Source organism: Streptomyces sp. NPDC031049, assembly GCF_055571015.1.
Map to the genome: position 1 here is coordinate 263,858 of NZ_JBVIGC010000002.1, position 16,415 is coordinate 280,272.

Here is a 16,415-nt window from a genome sequence, read left to right on the forward strand (position 1 = left end):
GGCTCACGGAAGGAAGCGTGTTGTGAGACAGCACCACAGAACGCTCCGTCTTCTCGGTTCACTGCTCCTCGTCGCCGCCCTGGGCGCCTCCGTCACCGGCGCCGCCCCCGCAGGGGACGACACCCGCACCACCCCCACGCCGCTCGACCGGATCGTCCCGGCGCCCGCCTCGGCCGACCCGGGCGGCCCCCCGTACCGCATCACCCCCGGCACCCGCATCCGGGTCGACGGCTCACCCGGGGCCCGCGAGGTCGGCGCGTACCTCGCGGACGTCCTGCGGCCCGCCACCGGCTACCGCCTCCCCGTCGTCTCCCACGGCAGCGGCGGCATCCGGCTCCGGCTCTCCGAGGGACCGTACGGCGCCGAGGGCTACCGGCTGGACAGCGGCCGTTCGGGCGTCACCCTCACCGCCGCCGCACCCGCCGGCCTCTTCCACGGCGTGCAGACCCTGCGCCAGCTCCTGCCCGCGGCCGTCGAGGAGGACTCCGTGCAGCGCGGCCCCTGGCTGGTGGCCGGCGGGACCATCGAGGACACCCCGCGCTTCGGCTGGCGCGGCGCCATGCTGGACGTCGCCCGGCACTTCCTGACCGTGGACGAGGTCAAGCGGTACATCGACCAGCTCGCCCTGTACAAGATCAACAAGTTGCACCTCCACCTCAGCGACGACCAGGGCTGGCGCATCGCCATCGACTCCTGGCCGCGCCTGGCCGCCCACGGCGGGTCCACGGAGGTCGGCGGCGGCCCCGGCGGCCACTACACCAAGGCCGAGTACAAAGAACTGGTCCGCTACGCCGGCTCCCGCCACCTGGAGGTCGTCCCCGAGATCGACATGCCGGGCCACACCAACGCGGCCCTCGCCTCCTACGCCGAGCTCAACTGCGACGGCGTCGCGCCCCCGCTCTACACCGGCACCGAGGTCGGCTTCAGCTCGCTGTGCGTCGGCAAGGAGATCACGTACGACTTCGTCGACGACGTGGTGCGCGAGATCGCCGCGCTCACCCCCGGCCGGTACCTCCACATCGGCGGCGACGAGGCGCACTCCACCAGCCACGAGGACTACGTGGCGTTCATGGAACGCGTCCAGCCGATCGTCGCGAAGTACGGCAAGACCGTCGTCGGCTGGCACCAGCTCACCGGCGCCACCCCCGCCGAGGGAGCGCTCGCCCAGTACTGGGGGCTGGACTCCACCGGCGCCCGGGAGAAGGAACAGGTCGCCGCCGCCGCGCGCAACGGCACCGGGCTGATCCTGTCCCCGGCGGACCGGGTCTACCTCGACATGAAGTACGACCGGAACACCCCGCTGGGTCTGTCCTGGGCCGGCTACGTCGAGGTGCGGCGCTCCTACGACTGGGACCCGGGCGCCTACCTGCCCGGGGTCCCCGAGTCCGCGATCCGGGGTGTCGAGGCGCCGCTGTGGACGGAGACCGTCGAGAACTCCGCGCACATCGACTACATGGCCTTCCCCCGCCTGCCCGGCGCCGCCGAGCTGGGCTGGTCCCCGGCGTCGGCCCACGACTGGGACGACTACAAAGTGCGGCTCGCCGCGCAGGGCCCGCGGTGGGAGGCGATGGGCATCGGCTACCACCGGTCGCCGCAGGTGCCCTGGCCCACCGACGGCTGACGTGCTCGACGGGCACCCCGCAGGACCGTACCGCGGGGTGCCCGTCCGTCGTGGGTGGGCCTACAGGCCCGCGATGGGGTTCTTGAGGCTGCCCACCAGCTGGAGTGCGCCGGACGGGTCCGCCAGGTCCACCATCTGCCTGTTGTCGCGCAGCTGGAGCCGGTTGAGGCAGGACAGCGCGAACTCGGGGGCGAACATGTCGTACTGGGCGAACTTGTCGGACAGCTCCGGCACGGACGCCTGGTACTCGCGGGTGACCTCGGCGACCGTGCGCCAGAAGTCCTCCTCCTCCAGGATGCCCTCGGTGGCCAGGTTGGCCGCGAGGAAGCGGAAGAAGCAGTCGAAGACGTCCGTGAAGACGGACAGCAGCTTCTTGTCCTCGGGGACCTCCACCGCGATCCTGGACACCTCCGGCGGCAGCACCGCGTCCGGGTCCATGACCGCGATCTCCTCGGCGATGTCCTTGTAGACCGCCCGCTGCACGACGCCGTCCTTCAGCACCAGGATGACGTTCTCGCCGTGCGGCATGAAGACCAGGTCGTAGGCGTAGAAGCTGTGCAGCAGCGGGGTGAAGTACGCCCGCAGGTAGTGCCGCAGCCACTCGGTGGGCGCCAGGCCCGACTGCTCGATCAGCGCGCCGGCGAAGGACGCGCCCGCGTGGTCGACGTGCAGGAGGGAGGCCATCGTGGCCAGGGACTCGCCGTCCCGGAGGGACGCCACCGGGCTCTCCCGCCAGAGGGCCGCCAGCATCTTGCGGTACGGCGAGTAGCGGTCGGTGGCCTTCTCGTACTCCAGGTGCCGGTAGCCGACGGCGGCCCGCTCCCGGATGATCGTCAGGCCCGTCGACTTCAGCACCGGGTCGCCCTCGATGAGCTGGGCGAGCCAGTCGTTGATCGCGGGCGTGGCCTCCATGTACGCGGCGGACAGGCCGCGCATGAAGCCCATGTTGATGACGGACAGGGCCGTCTTCACGTAGTGCTTCTCGGGGTGGGAGGTATTGAAGAAGGTCCGGATGGACTGCTGGGCCAGGTACTCGTCGTCGCCCTCGCCCAGGCACACCAGGTGCCCCCGGGCCACTTCGGCGGCGAAGGTCACGGTCAGCTTGTTCCACCACTGCCAGGGGTGGACGGGGATGAGCAGGTAGTCGGCCGGGTCCAGGCCCCGCTCGCGCAGGACGCCGTGGAAGCGGTCGACGGTCTCCTCGCCCAGCTCCTGCCGGAAGAAGGACTCGTAGTCGATGCCGACGCCCGCGGTGAACGCGGCGCGGGAGCGGTGCGCGGCCAGCCACACCAGGCGGACGGGGCTCGCGGTCTCCGGCGCGTACGACAGGTACTCGTGGATGCCGAAGCCGAGGCGTCCGTTGTTGGCGACGAAGCAGGGGTGGCCCTCGGTCATCCCGGTCTCGATCGCCTGGAAGCCGGCGCGGGCCAGCTCGGCGGCCGGGACCCGCGGTTTGGTGAGCTTGTAGCAGGTGCCGGAGAGGGTGGAGGAGATCTCCTCCAGGTAGACGGGCAGGATCTCGTCGCTCAGGCCCAGGGAGTCCTTCAGCTCGATGAAGAAGTCCAGGGCGGCGAGCGGCAGTTCGCCCCCGTCGCGGTGGCGGGTGATGGAGCCGGCGTCCACCTGCCAGTGGTCCAGGGCGCGGAGGGTGGCGGTGAAGCGGTAGGCGGTCTGGCCGTCGTCGCTGCGGACGACGTACTGCGCACCGTCGCGCTCGGGGGTGAGCAGCCGCTCGTGGGTGAACTCGGCGAGCGCCTTGCGGATCAGCAGGCGGTTGGCCTCGTCCCAGTGCTCGGGGGTCAGGTGGGCCACGGCGTCGGCGAGGCTCATGCTCCCACCGCCCTCTCGAACTGCTCGCGCGTGCAGAAACTCAGCAACGCCTTCTTCTCCGGCTTCTGGATCTCGCGTTCGGGGACGAACCCGACGGCCTCGTTCAGGGCGTGCACCGCCTTGTTGGCCACGTCCGGCTCGACGACCACGCGCCGGGTCGCCGGGTCCGCGAAGAGGTGGCGCATCACGGCGGTGATCACGGCGCGGGTGAAGCCGTGCACGGGCCGGTCGGTGGGAGCGACCAGGAAGTGCATGCCGACGTCGCCCGGCTCCGGCTCGTACAGCCCGGCCAGCTCGCGGTGGGCCGGGTCGTACTTCTCCATCAGGAAGGCGGGTGCGCCGTCGTGCAGGCCGAGGTAGGCGTGGTGGTGCTCGTCGGCGGCGATCTCCATGTAGGCGCGCTCGACGTCCACCAGCGTGGCGTCCTGCATCATCCAGAACGCGGCCTTGGGGTGGGTCACCCAGCCGTGCAGCAGCTCGGCGTCCTTCGTCGGGTCGAGCGGGCGGAGGGTGAGGGCGCCGACGGCGGGGGGACTGGTGTTCATACGGCGAACTCCTGGAACGCGATGGTCTTCTCGACCGGGTAGTACTCGGTGCCGAGCAGCTCTCGGATGATGTAGCTGTTGCGGTAGGCGCCCATGCCCAGGTCGGGGCTGGTGATGCTGTGCGTGTGCACGCCCGCGTTCTGGAGGAAGACGCCCTTGCCGGTGACGTCGATGGCGTAGTTGCGGGCGACGTCGAAGTTGCCGTGGGCGTCGTAGCGCAGCCGGTCGCGGACGGGCTTGAGGAACTCCGGCTCGGCGTACCGGTAGCCGGTGGCCAGGACCAGGCCGTCCGAGCGCAGCTCGAAGTCCTTGCCCTGCTCCTCCTGGTGGAAGGTGAGGGTGTAGGTGCCGTCGGTGTACCGGGCCTCGGTGAGCGCGGAGTTGGTGAGCAGCCGGGTGGGGACCGGGCCGCCGAGCCGCTTCTGGTAGAGCAGGTCGAAGATCTCGTTGATCAGGTCGCCGTCGATGCCCTTGAAGAGGCCCTTCTGCTGGGCGGTGAGGCGGTAGCGGGTGTCCTCGGGCAGCGCGTGGTAGTAGTCCACGTACTCCGGGGAGGTCATCTCCAGCGTGAGTTTGGTGTACTCCAGCGGGAAGAAGCGCGGGGAGCGGGTGACCCAGTTGAGCCGGTAGCCGTGGACGTCGATCTCGCCGAGCAGGTCGTAGTAGATCTCGGCGGCGGACTGGCCGCTGCCGACCAGGGTGATCGACTCCTTCTGCACCAGTTCCGCGCGGTGCTGCACATAGCGGGAGTTGTGGAGGAAGTCGCCGGCCAGGCCCTGGCAGGCCTCGGGTATGTGCGGCGGGGTGCCGGTGCCGAGGACCAGGTGGCGGGCGCGGTAGGTGGCACCGGTCGTGGTCTCCACGGCGTACAGCTCGGCGCCCTCGTCGTACGTCACCTCGGTGACCGTCGTGCCGAAGCGGACGCTGGTCAGTTTGTTCGCGGCCCAGCGGCAGTAGTCGTCGTACTCGACGCGCAGCGGGTAGAAGTTCTCGCGGATGTAGAACGAGTACAGTCGGCCCTTCTCCTTCAGGTAGTTGAGGAAGGAGTAGGGGGAGGTGGGGTCGGCGAGGGTCACCAGGTCCGACATGAACGGGGTCTGGAGGTGGGCGCCGTCCAGGAACATCCCGGCGTGCCACTCGAAGTCCGGCTTGGACTCCAGGAAGACACCGTCGAGCTCGGCGATGGGCTCGGTGAGGCAGGCGAGGCCGAGGTTGAAGGGCCCGAGCCCGATCCCCACGAAGTCGTAGGTCTTCATCGAGGACTCAGCAAGCGCGGTCAAGGGACTCTCCCAGGTACTGCTCGGCGTGGCCGGCGATCAGGTCGAGGACGGCGGCGATGTCGGCCGTCGTCGTCTCGGGGTTGAGCAGGGTGAACTTCAGGTAGTGGCGTCCGGCCACCTTGGTGCCGGCGACCACCGCGTCGCCGGAGACGAACAGGGCCTTGCGGGCGTAGAGGTTGGCGCGGTCGATCTCGGCGGGGTCGGTGACGGCCGCCGGGATGTAGCGGAAGACCAGCGTGGACAGGCTCGGCTGGACCACCACGTCGAAGCGCGGGTCGGCGGCGAGCAGCTTCCAGCCCTCGGCCGCGAGGTCGCAGACCTCGTCGAACAGCTCGCCGATGCCGTCGGCGCCCATGACGCGCAGCGTCATCCACAGCTTGAGGGCGTCGAAGCGGCGGGTGGTCTGGAGGGACTTGTCCACCTGGTTGGGGATGCGTTCCTGCACCATGCGGCGCGGGTTGAGGTACTCCGCGTGGTAGGTGGCGTGGCGCAGCGTCGAGGCGTCCCGGATCAGCACCGCGGAGGAACTCACCGGCTGGAAGAAGGACTTGTGGTAGTCGACGGTGACCGAGTCGGCCCGCTCGATGCCGGTGAGCCGGTCCCGGTACTTCAGGGAGGTCAGCAGCCCGCAGCCGTAGGCGGCGTCGACGTGCAGCCACACCCCGTACTGGCCGCACAGCTCGGCGATCTCCGGCAGCGGGTCGATGGAGCCGAAGTCGGTGGTGCCGGCGGTGGCGACGACGGCCATGGGGACGAGGCCGTCCTGCGCGCACCGCTGGAGCTCCCGGGCGAGCGCCACGGTCTGCATCCGCTTGTCGTGGTCGACCGGGATCGGGACGACGGCGTCCGGGCCGAGACCGAGCAGCTTCGCCGACTTCTTCACGCTGAAGTGGCTGACCTCCGAGGCGAAGATCCGCAGCTTGGCCAGGCTGTCGGTCTTGGACTCCTCGCGGGCCAGCAGCAGCGCCTGGAGGTTGGACTGCGTGCCGCCGGAGGTGAAGACGCCGTCGGCGGCGGGGCCGAGGCCGATGCGGGCGGCCGTCCAGTCGATCAGTTTCCGCTCGATGAGCGTGCCGCCGGCCGACTGGTCCCAGGTGTCCAGGGAGGAGTTGACGGCGGACAGCACCGCCTCGCCGAGCACGGCCGGGATGACGACCGGGCAGTTGAGGTGCGCCAGGTAGCGGGGGTGGTGGAAGTAGATCGCGTCCCGGAGGTAGACCTCCTCCAGTTCGTCGAGGACGGCGGCCGTGTCGTACAGCGGCTCGTCGAGGTCGATCTCGTCGATGCGGGGGGACAGGGCGTCGACCGTGACGCCGGTGAACGGACGGTCGGTGGTGGCGAGTTTGGCGGCCACCCGCTCGACTCCTTCGGTCACGGAGCGGCGGTACTGCTCCGCGGTGGTGTCGTTGAGCAGGTGCGAGCGCATGTGGGGGTCCTCCGGTGGGGACGGTCCGTGAGGGACGAGAAGAAGGCGGAGCCCGGGCGGAGTTCCGGCCGGACCCGGCGGGCTCAACTTAGGCAAGCCTAACCTAACTAGAGTGGGGGCAAACGCGGGCCGTGCGTGACTAGCGTCACGTGCCCTCAACCACCCCCGCGGGCACGGGAGTTCACCCCTGCTCGCGCAGCTGCTCCTCCGTCAGTCCACGGCGCCAGTAGCCGACGAAGGTGACCCGCCGGCGGTCGATGCCGCGCTCGCCCACGAAGTGCCGGCGCAACTGCTTCACACGGCCGGACTCGCCCGCGATCCAGACGTACGGGCGCTGCGCGGCGGGGAGTCCGGCGGCGCGGACGGCGTCGAGGGCCGCCGGGGAGTCCTCGCGGTCGTCCCGGACCAGCCAGGTGATCTCGGCGTCCGCCGCGGTCGTGAGCTCCTGGACGTCCTCGGCGTGCGGCACCTCCAGCCAGACTCGGGCGCGGGTGCCGGGCGGCAGCGCCTCGACGACGGCCGCGGCGGCGGGGACGGCGGTCTCGTCGCCCCACATCACCACCAGGTCGGTGTCCTCGGGCGGCCGGAAGCGGATCGCCCGGTTGTCCGCGATCGCCGGGCCGAGCACCAGCACCCGGTCGCCGGCCGAGGCGCGCGCGGCCCAGCGGGAGGCGGGCCCGGCCTCGAAGTCGGCACCGGGCTCGACGCCGTGCAGCACGAAGTCGATGTCGATCTCGGTGGTGCGGCCCAGGTCGTCACGGCGCAGCGACCTGAGGGTGTACGAGCGCATCACCGCGCGTACGTCGTCCGGGAGTTCCCGCCACCCCTGCCACCAGCCGTCGCCCAGCTCCAGGGGAACGCGGGGCTCGCTCTGGCCGGGCTGCGGCAGGAACAGCGACAGGGACTGGTCGTGCCCGTCGGAGTGGAAGGCGTCCAGGTCGGGCCCCGCGAAGGTGACACGCGTCAGAGACGGGCCGAGCCGCCTCGTCCGTACGACCTGGAGGGAGAAGAAACGGAACGGGGCGGCTACGGCAGTCGTCACTCAAGGCTCCTGCGAGTCGGGGTGGGCCGGGATCAGCTGACCTTCTTCGCCTTCTCGATGGCCTCGGCGAGGTTGTCGAGAAGCGGCGTGCACTTGTCGTACGACAGGATCGGCTCGGGCGAGCGGGCGATGACCTGCCCGGCCTTGACCGCGGGCAGCTTCTTCCACGTGCCCTCGGTGATGTCGGCGGGCTGGATGGTCGAGGAGCGGTCGTCCATGATGATGACGTCCGCCGGGTACTTGTCGACGTTCTCCCAGCTCAGGCTCTCGAACCAGCCGCCGGTGGCCTTCTTGGCCTCCTCCGAGGGCTCCACGAAGTTCACGCCGAGGGCCTTGTAGTACTCCAGGTCCACCGAGAGGTTGGTGCCGGAGACGTAGAAGAGCTGGTCGCTGGCGGAACCGGCGAGCACCTTGATCTCGGGGCGGGCCTTGGCGGCCTTGCGCAGCCGCTCGGCGGCGGCCTCGAAGTCCTTCTTGGCCTGGAGGACCTTGTCGGCCTTCATGTCCGCGCCGAGCGACTCGGCCAGGTCCCACATGCGCTGGAGCGGCTGGGTCAGCTGGCGGTCGAAGACGGAGATGGCGACGCTGGGTGCCAGCTGGGCGATCTTGTCCTTGGACTCCTCGGGGACCGACCAGAGGGTGCCCGCGTCGTCGAACGTGGTGGTGACCAGCACCTCCGGGGAGAGGGCCGCGTACTTCTCGACGTTGAGCTTGCCCCACTCGTTGCCGAGGACGGTGACCTTGCTGACGTCCATGTCACCGGCCTGGACGTCGGGCTTGCCGTCCTTGGTGGTGGTCGGGCCGAAGACGCCCTTGACCTGGACGCCGTAGTCCCACAGGGCGGCGGCGACACCGGTGAAGGCGACGATGTTCGCGGGGACCTTGTCGAGCTTCACGGTCGTGCCGCGGTCGTCCTTGAAGGACCAGGGCCCGGACTTGGCGGCACCGGAGTCCTTGTCCGAGCCACCGCTTTTCGCGTCGTCGTCACCGCAGGCCGTGAGCACGGCGCCGAGGCCGAGGGCGCCGCCCGCGGCGAGGATTCCGCGGCGGGTCAGGAGGGTAGCTCTGGCGTTGGGCATGGCGTGGCTGCTTTCGAACGGGGCGGAGCGTCCGCTGGGACAGTTCGAAGGTAGGTTAGCCTAACCTCAGATCTTGTCCAGTGGGCGGGGGCGCTCCGCCGCCCGTCCGCAGCCCGGCCGAGCCGGTGGGCTCAGCTCACCAGCCCCAACTCCCGTGCGATGAGCATCCGCTGGACCTCGCTGGTGCCCTCGCCGATCTCCAGGATCTTCGAGTCCCGCCACATCCGGGCCACCGGGTACTCGTTCATGAAGCCGTAGCCGCCGTGGATCTGCGTGGCGTCCCGGGCGTTGTCGACCGCGACGGTCGAGGAGTACAGCTTCGCGAGCGCCGCCTCCTTCTTGAACGGCTCGCCCGTCACCAGCCGGGAGGCCGCGTCGCGCCAGGCGAGCCGGGCGGTGTGCGCCTTCATCTCCATGTCGGCGATCTTGAACTGGATCGCCTGGTTGGCGCCGATCGGCTTGCCGAAGGCGTGCCGTTCCTTCGCGTACTTGACCGACTCGTCCACACAGCCCTGCGCCAGGCCCGTGGCCAGCGCCGCGATGGCGATGCGGCCCTCGTCGAGGATGCGCAGGAACTGGGCGTAGCCGCGGCCCTGTTCACCCAGCAGGTTGGCGGCCGGGACCCGTACGTCGTCGAAGGACAGCTCGCGGGTGTCGGAGGCGTTCCAGCCGACCTTGGAGTAGGCCGGGGCGACCGAGAAGCCGGGCGTGCCGGAGGGCACGATGATCGCCGAGATCAGCGGCCTGCCGTCCGGCTTGCGGCCGGTGACCGCCGTGACGGTGACCAGGCCGGTGATGTCCGTGCCGGAGTTGGTGATGAAGCACTTGGTGCCGTTGATCACCCACTCGTCCGTCGTCTCGTCCAGCCGGGCCGTGGTCCGCGTCGCGCCCGCGTCCGAGCCGCCGTCGGGCTCGGTCAGGCCGAAGGCGCCGAGCATCTCGCCGGAGCACAGCTTCGGCAGCCAGGTGCGCTTCTGCTCCTCGGTGCCGAACAGGTGCAGCGGCATCGCGCCCAGCGAGACGCCCGCCTCCAGCGTGATGGCGACGGAGGAGTCGACGCGGGCCAGTTCCTCCAGCGCGATGCCGAGGGCGAGGTAGTCGCCGCCCATGCCGCCGTACTCCTCCGGGAACGGCAGCCCGAACAGGCCCATGCGGCCCATCTCGCGGACGATCTCGTACGGGAACTCGTGCCGCTCGTAGAAGTCGCCGATCTTGGGCGCCACGACGTCGTGCGCGAACTCCTCCACCGTGCGGCGGAGTTCCTCGAGTTCGGGGGAGAGCTTGTGGTCCATGGTTGTCACTGCTCCTTGTGGGAGGCGGCGTCGGAGCCCCCCAGGGCTCGTACGGTGCGGGACGGGCTGGGGCGGCCCAGCCGGCCGGCCATCCAGACGCTTGTGGCGACGAGACGGCCGAGGTCGACCCCGGTGTCGATGCCGAGGCCGTGCAGCATCCACACGAGGTCTTCGGTGGCGAGGTTGCCGGTGGCGGACTTGGCGTACGGGCAGCCGCCCAGGCCGCCCGCCGAGGCGTCCACGGTCGTGACCCCGTACTGGAGGGCGGCGAGGGTGTTGGCGAGCGCCTGGCCGTAGGTGTCGTGGAAGTGCACGCCCAGCACCTCGGTGCCGATGCCGGCCTCGCCGAGGGCGGTGAGCAGCGCGGTGACATGGCCCGGGGTGGCCACGCCGATGGTGTCGCCGAGGCTCAGCTCGTCGCAGCCCATGCCGAGAAGGGCGCGGCAGACCCGGACCACCTGCCCGACGGGGACCGGGCCCTCCCAGGGGTCGCCGAAGCACATCGACAGATAGCCGCGGACATGGCCGTCGGCCGCCTTGGCGCGGGCGACCACCGGCTCGAACATGGCCAGCGCCTCGTCCACCGTGCGGTTGAGGTTGGCCTTGGCGAAGGACTCCGTCGCGCTGGCGAAGACGGCGACCCGCCGGGCGCCGAGGGCCAGCGCGCGGTCCAGGCCGCGCTCGTTGGGGACCAGGACGGGCAGGTCCACGGGAAGGTCCGCGACCCTCGGGTACAACTCTTCGGCGTCGGCGAGCTGCGGCACCCACTTGGGGTGGACGAAGCTGGTCGCCTCGATGGTGGTCAGGCCCGCCCCGGCGAGCCGGCGGACGAACTCGGCCTTGACCTCCGTCGGGACGGTGGTCTGCTCGTTCTGGAGCCCGTCGCGGGCGCCGACCTCGTGGATGCGGACGCGGGCGGGCAGTCCCGGGGCCGGGACGGTCATGGGCAGTCCGTCGGTCATGCCGTCGCCTCCCTGGCCGTGGCTTCCGGCGCCGCGGCTTGCGCCGCCGTGTCCTGTGAGGCCGTGTCCTGTGGGGCCGTGTCCTGTGGGGCCTTGTCCTGTGCGGCCGTGGTCCGCTGCGCCGGGTCTTCCACCGGCGCGATGACCGCCAGGACCTGGTCCATGGCGACCGCCGTGCCGGGGGTGACGTCGAGTTCGGCGACCGTGCCGGCGTGCGGGGCGGAGATGACGTGCTCCATCTTCATCGCCTCCACCACCAGCAGGCTCTGCCCGGCGGCCACCTCGTCGCCGACGGCGACCTTCACCACCGTGACCGTGCCCGGCATCGGGGCGGTGAGCGAGTCGGCGCCCGCGTGCGCCGCGCGGGTGAGGGAGGCGGCGACCGGGTCGTGGTCGCGCACCTGCCAGGCGTCGCCGTCGCGGCCCAGCCAGTCCCCGGCGCGGTGGAAGGTGTGCCGGACGCCGTCGAGGGTGACGGAGACCGTGTCGTCGGTGACGGTGTGGGTGCCGCGCGGGGCGTGCTCGACGACGTCGGCGCCGGCCTTCAGGGGGAAGGCGACGGGCTCGGGCCGGCCGCCCAGGCGCCAGCCGCTCGGCACCGAGAACGGGTCCGTCCAGCCGGTGCCCTTCGGCCGCAGCGCCTGAAGGCGGACGGCCGCCGCCGCCTCGTACACCTCCTCGGGCACGTCCGTCGTGACCAGGGAGTCGACCTCGCGCTCGACCAGCCCGGTGTCCATCTCGCCGGAGACGACCGCCGGATGGGCGAGCAGCCGCCGCAGGAACCCGGCGTTGGTCTGCACGCCCAGCGTCACCGTCTCCGCGAGCGCCGCCCGCAGCCTGCGCAGAGCCGAGGCGCGGTCGGGGCCGTAGGCGATCACCTTGGACAGCATGGGGTCGTAGAGGCTGCCGACCTCCGTGCCCTCGGTCAGCCCCGAGTCGGTGCGCACGCCGTCGCCCTCGGGCTCGCGCAGCCGCAGCACCGTGCCGCCGGAGGGCAGGAAGCCGCGGGCCGGGTCCTCGGCGCACAGCCGGGCCTCGACCGCGTGCCCGGTGAGCGTCACGTCGTCCTGCCCGAACCCCAGCGGCTCGCCCGCCGCCACGCGCAGCTGCCACTCCACCAGGTCCAGGCCCGTGACCAGCTCGGTGACGGGATGCTCGACCTGGAGGCGGGTGTTCATCTCCATGAAGTAGTACGAGGACGGGTCGGTGCCGGGGACGATGAACTCCACCGTGCCCGCGCCCCGGTAGCCGCAGGAGCGGGCCGCCTGCACGGCCGCCTCGCCCATCGCGGCCCGCGTGGCCTCGTCGAGGAGCACGCTCGGCGCCTCCTCGATGATCTTCTGGTGCCGGCGCTGGAGCGAGCACTCGCGTTCGCCCAGGTGCACCACGCCTCCGTGCCCGTCGGCCAGGACCTGGATCTCGATGTGCCGGGGCCGGTCGACCCACCGCTCCACCAGGAGCGTGTCGTCGCCGAAGGAGGCGCGGGCCTCGCGGCGGGCGGCGGCGATCTCGTCGGCGAGCACCGCCTCGTCCCGCACCAGCCGCATGCCCTTGCCGCCACCGCCGGCCGACGGCTTCAGCAGCACCGGCGTGCCGATCTCCCGGGCGGCGGCCACGAGCTGCTCGTCCGTCAGCCCGCTGCCGCTGGAGCCGGGCACCACGGGGACGCCCGCCGCCTTCACCGTCTCCTTGGCCCGGATCTTGTCGCCCATCAGCGCGATGGCGTCCGCGGGCGGCCCGATGAAGACCAGCCCGGCCCCCTCGCACGCCCGCGCGAACTCCGCGTTCTCCGCGAGGAAGCCGTACCCGGGGTGGACGGCCTGCGCGCCGGTGCGGGCGGCGGCCTCCAGCAGCCGCTCCGCCGACAGGTAGCTCTCCGCGGCCGGCGGCGGCCCGATCCGCACCGCCGTGTCGGCCTCCCGCACGTGCCGGGCGTCGGCGTCGGCGTCGGAGAAGACGGCCACCGAGCGCACCCCGAGCCTGCGCAGCGTCCGGATGACACGGACGGCGATCTCGCCGCGGTTGGCCACCAGAACCGTATCGAACATCGTCGTACTCCCCCTCACATCCGGAAGACGCCGAACTGGGGGTCACCCAGGGGCGCGTTGGCACAGGCGGTCAGGGCCAGGCCCAGCACCTGACGGGTCTCCAGCGGGTCGATCACACCGTCGTCCCACAGGCGGGCGGTCGCGTAGTAGGCGTTTCCCTGCCGCTCGTACTGGGCGCGGACCGGCGCCTTGAACGCCTCTTCCTCCTGCGCCGGCCAGTCCTCGCCGCGGGCCTCCAGCTGGTCCCGCTTGACCGTGGCCAGCACGGAGGCGGCCTGCTCGCCGCCCATCACGGAGATCTTGGCGTTCGGCCACATCCACAGGAAACGGGGGGAGTAGGCCCGGCCGCACATCGAGTAGTTCCCGGCGCCGTAGGAGCCGCCGACCACCACCGTCAGCTTCGGCACGCGCGTGCAGGCCACCGCCGTGACCATCTTGGCGCCGTGCTTGGCGATGCCGCCGGCCTCGTAGTCCTTGCCGACCATGAAGCCGGAGATGTTCTGGAGGAACACCAGCGGGATGCCGCGCTGGTCGCACAGCTCGATGAAGTGGGCGCCCTTCTGGGCGGACTCGGCGAACAGGATGCCGTTGTTGGCGACGATCCCCACCGGGTGGCCGTGGATCCGGGCGAAGCCGGTGACCAGGGTCTGCCCGAACTCCGACTTGAACTCGGCGAAGCGGGAACCGTCCACCACGCGCGCGATGACCTCGCGGACGTCGTAGGGGGTGCGGGAGTCGACCGGCACCGCGCCGTACAGCCCGGACGGGTCGACCTTCGGCTCGACGGCCTGGGTGACCGACCAGGGCAGCGGACCGCGCCCGGGCAGCGTGGCGACGATGTTCCGCACGATCCGCAGGGCGTGCGCGTCGCTCTCCGCGAGGTGGTCGGTCACGCCCGACACCCGCGCGTGCACCTCGCCGCCGCCCAGCTCCTCGGCGGTCACCACCTCGCCGGTGGCGGCCTTCACCAGCGGCGGGCCGCCCAGGAAGATCGTGCCCTGGTTGCGGACGATCACGGCCTCGTCGCTCATCGCGGGCACGTACGCGCCGCCGGCCGTGCAGGACCCGAGGACGGCGGCGATCTGCGGGATGCCGGCGCCGGACATCCGGGCCTGGTTGTAGAAGATCCGCCCGAAGTGGTCCCGGTCGGGGAAGACCTCGTCCTGCATCGGCAGGAACGCCCCGCCGGAGTCGACCAGATAGAGGCAGGGCAGCCGGTTGTCCAGCGCCACCTCCTGGGCGCGGAGGTGCTTCTTCACCGTCATCGGGTAGTACGTGCCGCCCTTGACGGTGGCGTCGTTGGCGACGATCACGCACTCCCGGCCGGCGACCCGGCCGATGCCGGCGATCACTCCGGCGGCCGGGGCCTGCCCGTCGTACATCCCGTCGGCCGCGAGCGGCGCCAGCTCCAGGAACGGCGAGCCCGGATCGAGCAGTCCGTCCACCCGGTCCCGCGGCAGCAGCTTGCCGCGCGCGGTGTGCCGGGCCCTGGCCTTCTCGCCGCCGCCGAGCCGGGCCGCGGCCAGCTTGGCGCGCAGCTCCTCGACGAGGGCGCGGTGCGCCTCCTCGTTGGCCCGAAAGGCCTCCGACGCGGGATCCGCCGCGCTCGTCAGCTCCGGTGCCTCATGCATCCTGCGGTCCCCTCACCCAGTGGTGCCTGTTAATGAGCGTTAACGCATGTCCCCTCAGGTTAACGAGCGCTAACCTCCCTGTCTAGAATCGTCTCCATGGCCACCAGAACCGACGCCCCCACCCGCCGCGAGCAGATCCTCAAGGAGGCCGCCCGGCTCTTCGCCGAGCGCGGCTTCCATGGCGTCGGCGTGGACGAGATAGGCGCGGCGGTGGGCATCAGCGGGCCCGGCCTGTACCGGCACTTCGCCGGCAAGGACGCGATGCTCGCCGAGCTGCTGGTGGGCATCAGCGGTCAGCTCCTGACAGGTGCGAAGCGGCGCCTGGCGGAGGCCGAGCGTGCGGACGGCGCCGACGGGGCGGCCCCCGGGGCGGTCCTCGACTCGCTGATCGAGGGGCACATCGACTTCGCGCTCGACGACCGCCCGCTCATCACCCTGCACGACCGCGAGCTGGACCGCCTCCGGGACAGCGACCGCAAGATGGTCCGCCAGCTCCAGCGGCAGTACGTCGAGCTGTGGGTGTCGGTGGTCCGCCGGGTCTACCCGGAGCTGAGCGAGCCCAGCGCCCGCTCGGCCGTCCACTCCGTCTTCGGCCTGCTGAACTCCACCCCCCACCTGGGCCGCCCCGGCTCCCTGCCGGGCCGCGCCGCGACGGCCGCGCTGCTGCACCGGATGGCGCGGGGCGCGTTCGCGGCGGCGGGGGCGGACGGGGCGCCGTAGGGACGGGGGACCGGCCGCGGTGGGCGCGGGGAACCGGCCGCCGTGGGCGGGGGCGCGTTCCGGGCGCAGGACGTGACCCGCGTCCCAGCGGGCGATACGGCCAAGACCCGCGCGGGACGCTGCCTCACAATGGACGCATGCCGATACCCGGGACACCCAGCCGCGCCGAACTCGTCGAACACCTGGTCAGGACCCGCATCGCGGGCGACGTGGCCACACCCCGCGAGAACAACCTCTCCCACTACCGCAAACTCGCGAACGGCGACCGCAACTACTGGCTCGGCCTGGAGCTGGGCGACCGCTGGACCGACGAGCAGGACGTCCTCGCGGTGATGGCGGAACGGGTCGGCGTCAACGACGACCCGGAGTACCGGTACGGCCAGGACACCATCGACCCGGAGCTGACCGTCGCCGCCCTGGAGCGCATGGCCGGGCGGCTGCGCAAGGCGGCCGACGGCGGGCAGCGGGTGCTGTTCGCCACCGGCCACCCGGGCGGACTGCTCGACGTGCACCGGGCCACGGCCGCCGCGCTGCGCGCCGCCGGCTGCGAGATCGTCGTCATCCCGGAGGGACTGTCGACGGACGAGGGCTATGTGATGCAGTTCGCGGACGTGGCGGTGCTGGAACACGGCGCCACGCTGTGGCACACCCACTCCGGCGAGCCGATGAAGGCGATCCTCACCGGCCTGGAGCGCGAGGGCCGCCCGCTGCCCGACCTGGTCGTCGCCGACCACGGCTGGGCCGGGTACGCCGGACAGCACGGCGTCGACTCCGTCGGCTACGCCGACTGCAACGACCCGGCGCTCTTCCTCGCCGAGTCCGAGGGCACCGTCCAGGTCACGGTGCCGCTGGACGACCACGTGGTCAGCCCCCGCCACTACGACCCGATGACGGCGTACCTGCTGGCGGAGGCGGGACTGGCCTGACCGGGCCTTACCG

At 71.6% G+C, this 16,415-nt stretch carries 13 protein-coding genes; 3 read left to right on the forward strand and 10 right to left on the reverse strand.

Annotated features, from left to right (window positions below):
• Positions 1-22 precede the first annotated feature (22 nt).
• Positions 23-1,621 (forward strand): beta-N-acetylhexosaminidase, encoded by a 1,599-nt coding sequence (locus ACZ45Q_RS04680; RefSeq protein ID WP_468254823.1) that lies wholly within the window; start codon positions 23-25, stop codon positions 1,619-1,621.
• Between the two features lie 60 nt (positions 1,622-1,681).
• On the opposite strand, the gene ACZ45Q_RS04685 is transcribed toward ACZ45Q_RS04680, so the two are convergent.
• The 10 genes from ACZ45Q_RS04685 to ACZ45Q_RS04730 form a co-directional block, all read right to left on the reverse strand.
• A complete protein-coding gene (locus ACZ45Q_RS04685) occupies positions 1,682-3,451 on the reverse strand; it encodes an IucA/IucC family protein (protein ID WP_468254826.1) in 1,770 nt (589 codons plus the stop codon).
• The gene (locus ACZ45Q_RS04690; RefSeq protein WP_468254829.1) at positions 3,448-3,996 is read right to left on the reverse strand and encodes a GNAT family N-acetyltransferase; all 549 of its coding nucleotides are present in this window, start codon (positions 3,994-3,996) and stop codon (positions 3,448-3,450) included. The genes ACZ45Q_RS04685 and ACZ45Q_RS04690 overlap by 4 nt, the downstream gene beginning before the upstream one ends.
• Positions 3,993-5,276, reverse strand: coding sequence for a lysine N(6)-hydroxylase/L-ornithine N(5)-oxygenase family protein (locus ACZ45Q_RS04695; protein ID WP_468254832.1), 1,284 nt, complete (start codon positions 5,274-5,276; stop codon positions 3,993-3,995). Before ACZ45Q_RS04695 ends, ACZ45Q_RS04690 begins: the two co-directional genes overlap by 4 nt.
• A complete protein-coding gene (gene desA / locus ACZ45Q_RS04700) occupies positions 5,260-6,702 on the reverse strand; it encodes a lysine decarboxylase DesA (RefSeq protein WP_468254834.1) in 1,443 nt (480 codons plus the stop codon). The genes ACZ45Q_RS04695 and desA overlap by 17 nt, the downstream gene beginning before the upstream one ends.
• A gap of 181 nt (positions 6,703-6,883) precedes the next feature.
• Positions 6,884-7,744: a siderophore-interacting protein gene (locus ACZ45Q_RS04705; protein WP_468254837.1), complete on the reverse strand. Its 861-nt coding sequence runs from the start codon at positions 7,742-7,744 to the stop codon at positions 6,884-6,886.
• Positions 7,745-7,776: 32 nt separating this feature from the next.
• The gene (locus ACZ45Q_RS04710; protein WP_468254840.1) at positions 7,777-8,823 is read right to left on the reverse strand and encodes an ABC transporter substrate-binding protein; all 1,047 of its coding nucleotides are present in this window, start codon (positions 8,821-8,823) and stop codon (positions 7,777-7,779) included.
• A gap of 131 nt (positions 8,824-8,954) precedes the next feature.
• Positions 8,955-10,115, reverse strand: coding sequence for an acyl-CoA dehydrogenase family protein (locus ACZ45Q_RS04715; protein ID WP_468254843.1), 1,161 nt, complete (start codon positions 10,113-10,115; stop codon positions 8,955-8,957).
• A gap of 5 nt (positions 10,116-10,120) precedes the next feature.
• Positions 10,121-11,077, reverse strand: coding sequence for a hydroxymethylglutaryl-CoA lyase (locus tag ACZ45Q_RS04720; protein WP_468254846.1), 957 nt, complete (start codon positions 11,075-11,077; stop codon positions 10,121-10,123).
• Positions 11,074-13,125, reverse strand: coding sequence for an acetyl/propionyl/methylcrotonyl-CoA carboxylase subunit alpha (locus ACZ45Q_RS04725; RefSeq protein ID WP_468254849.1), 2,052 nt, complete (start codon positions 13,123-13,125; stop codon positions 11,074-11,076). The genes ACZ45Q_RS04720 and ACZ45Q_RS04725 overlap by 4 nt, the downstream gene beginning before the upstream one ends.
• A 14-nt stretch (positions 13,126-13,139) precedes the next feature.
• The gene (locus ACZ45Q_RS04730; protein WP_468254852.1) at positions 13,140-14,756 is read right to left on the reverse strand and encodes a carboxyl transferase domain-containing protein; all 1,617 of its coding nucleotides are present in this window, start codon (positions 14,754-14,756) and stop codon (positions 13,140-13,142) included.
• 96 nt (positions 14,757-14,852) lie between these two features.
• Between ACZ45Q_RS04730 and ACZ45Q_RS04735 the strand changes: the two genes are divergently transcribed.
• Positions 14,853-15,476 (forward strand): SACE_7040 family transcriptional regulator, encoded by a 624-nt coding sequence (locus ACZ45Q_RS04735; RefSeq protein ID WP_468254855.1) that lies wholly within the window; start codon positions 14,853-14,855, stop codon positions 15,474-15,476.
• Between the two features lie 137 nt (positions 15,477-15,613).
• The gene (locus tag ACZ45Q_RS04740) at positions 15,614-16,402 is read left to right on the forward strand and encodes a phosphatase (RefSeq protein WP_468254858.1); all 789 of its coding nucleotides are present in this window, start codon (positions 15,614-15,616) and stop codon (positions 16,400-16,402) included.
• Positions 16,403-16,415 lie beyond the last annotated feature (13 nt).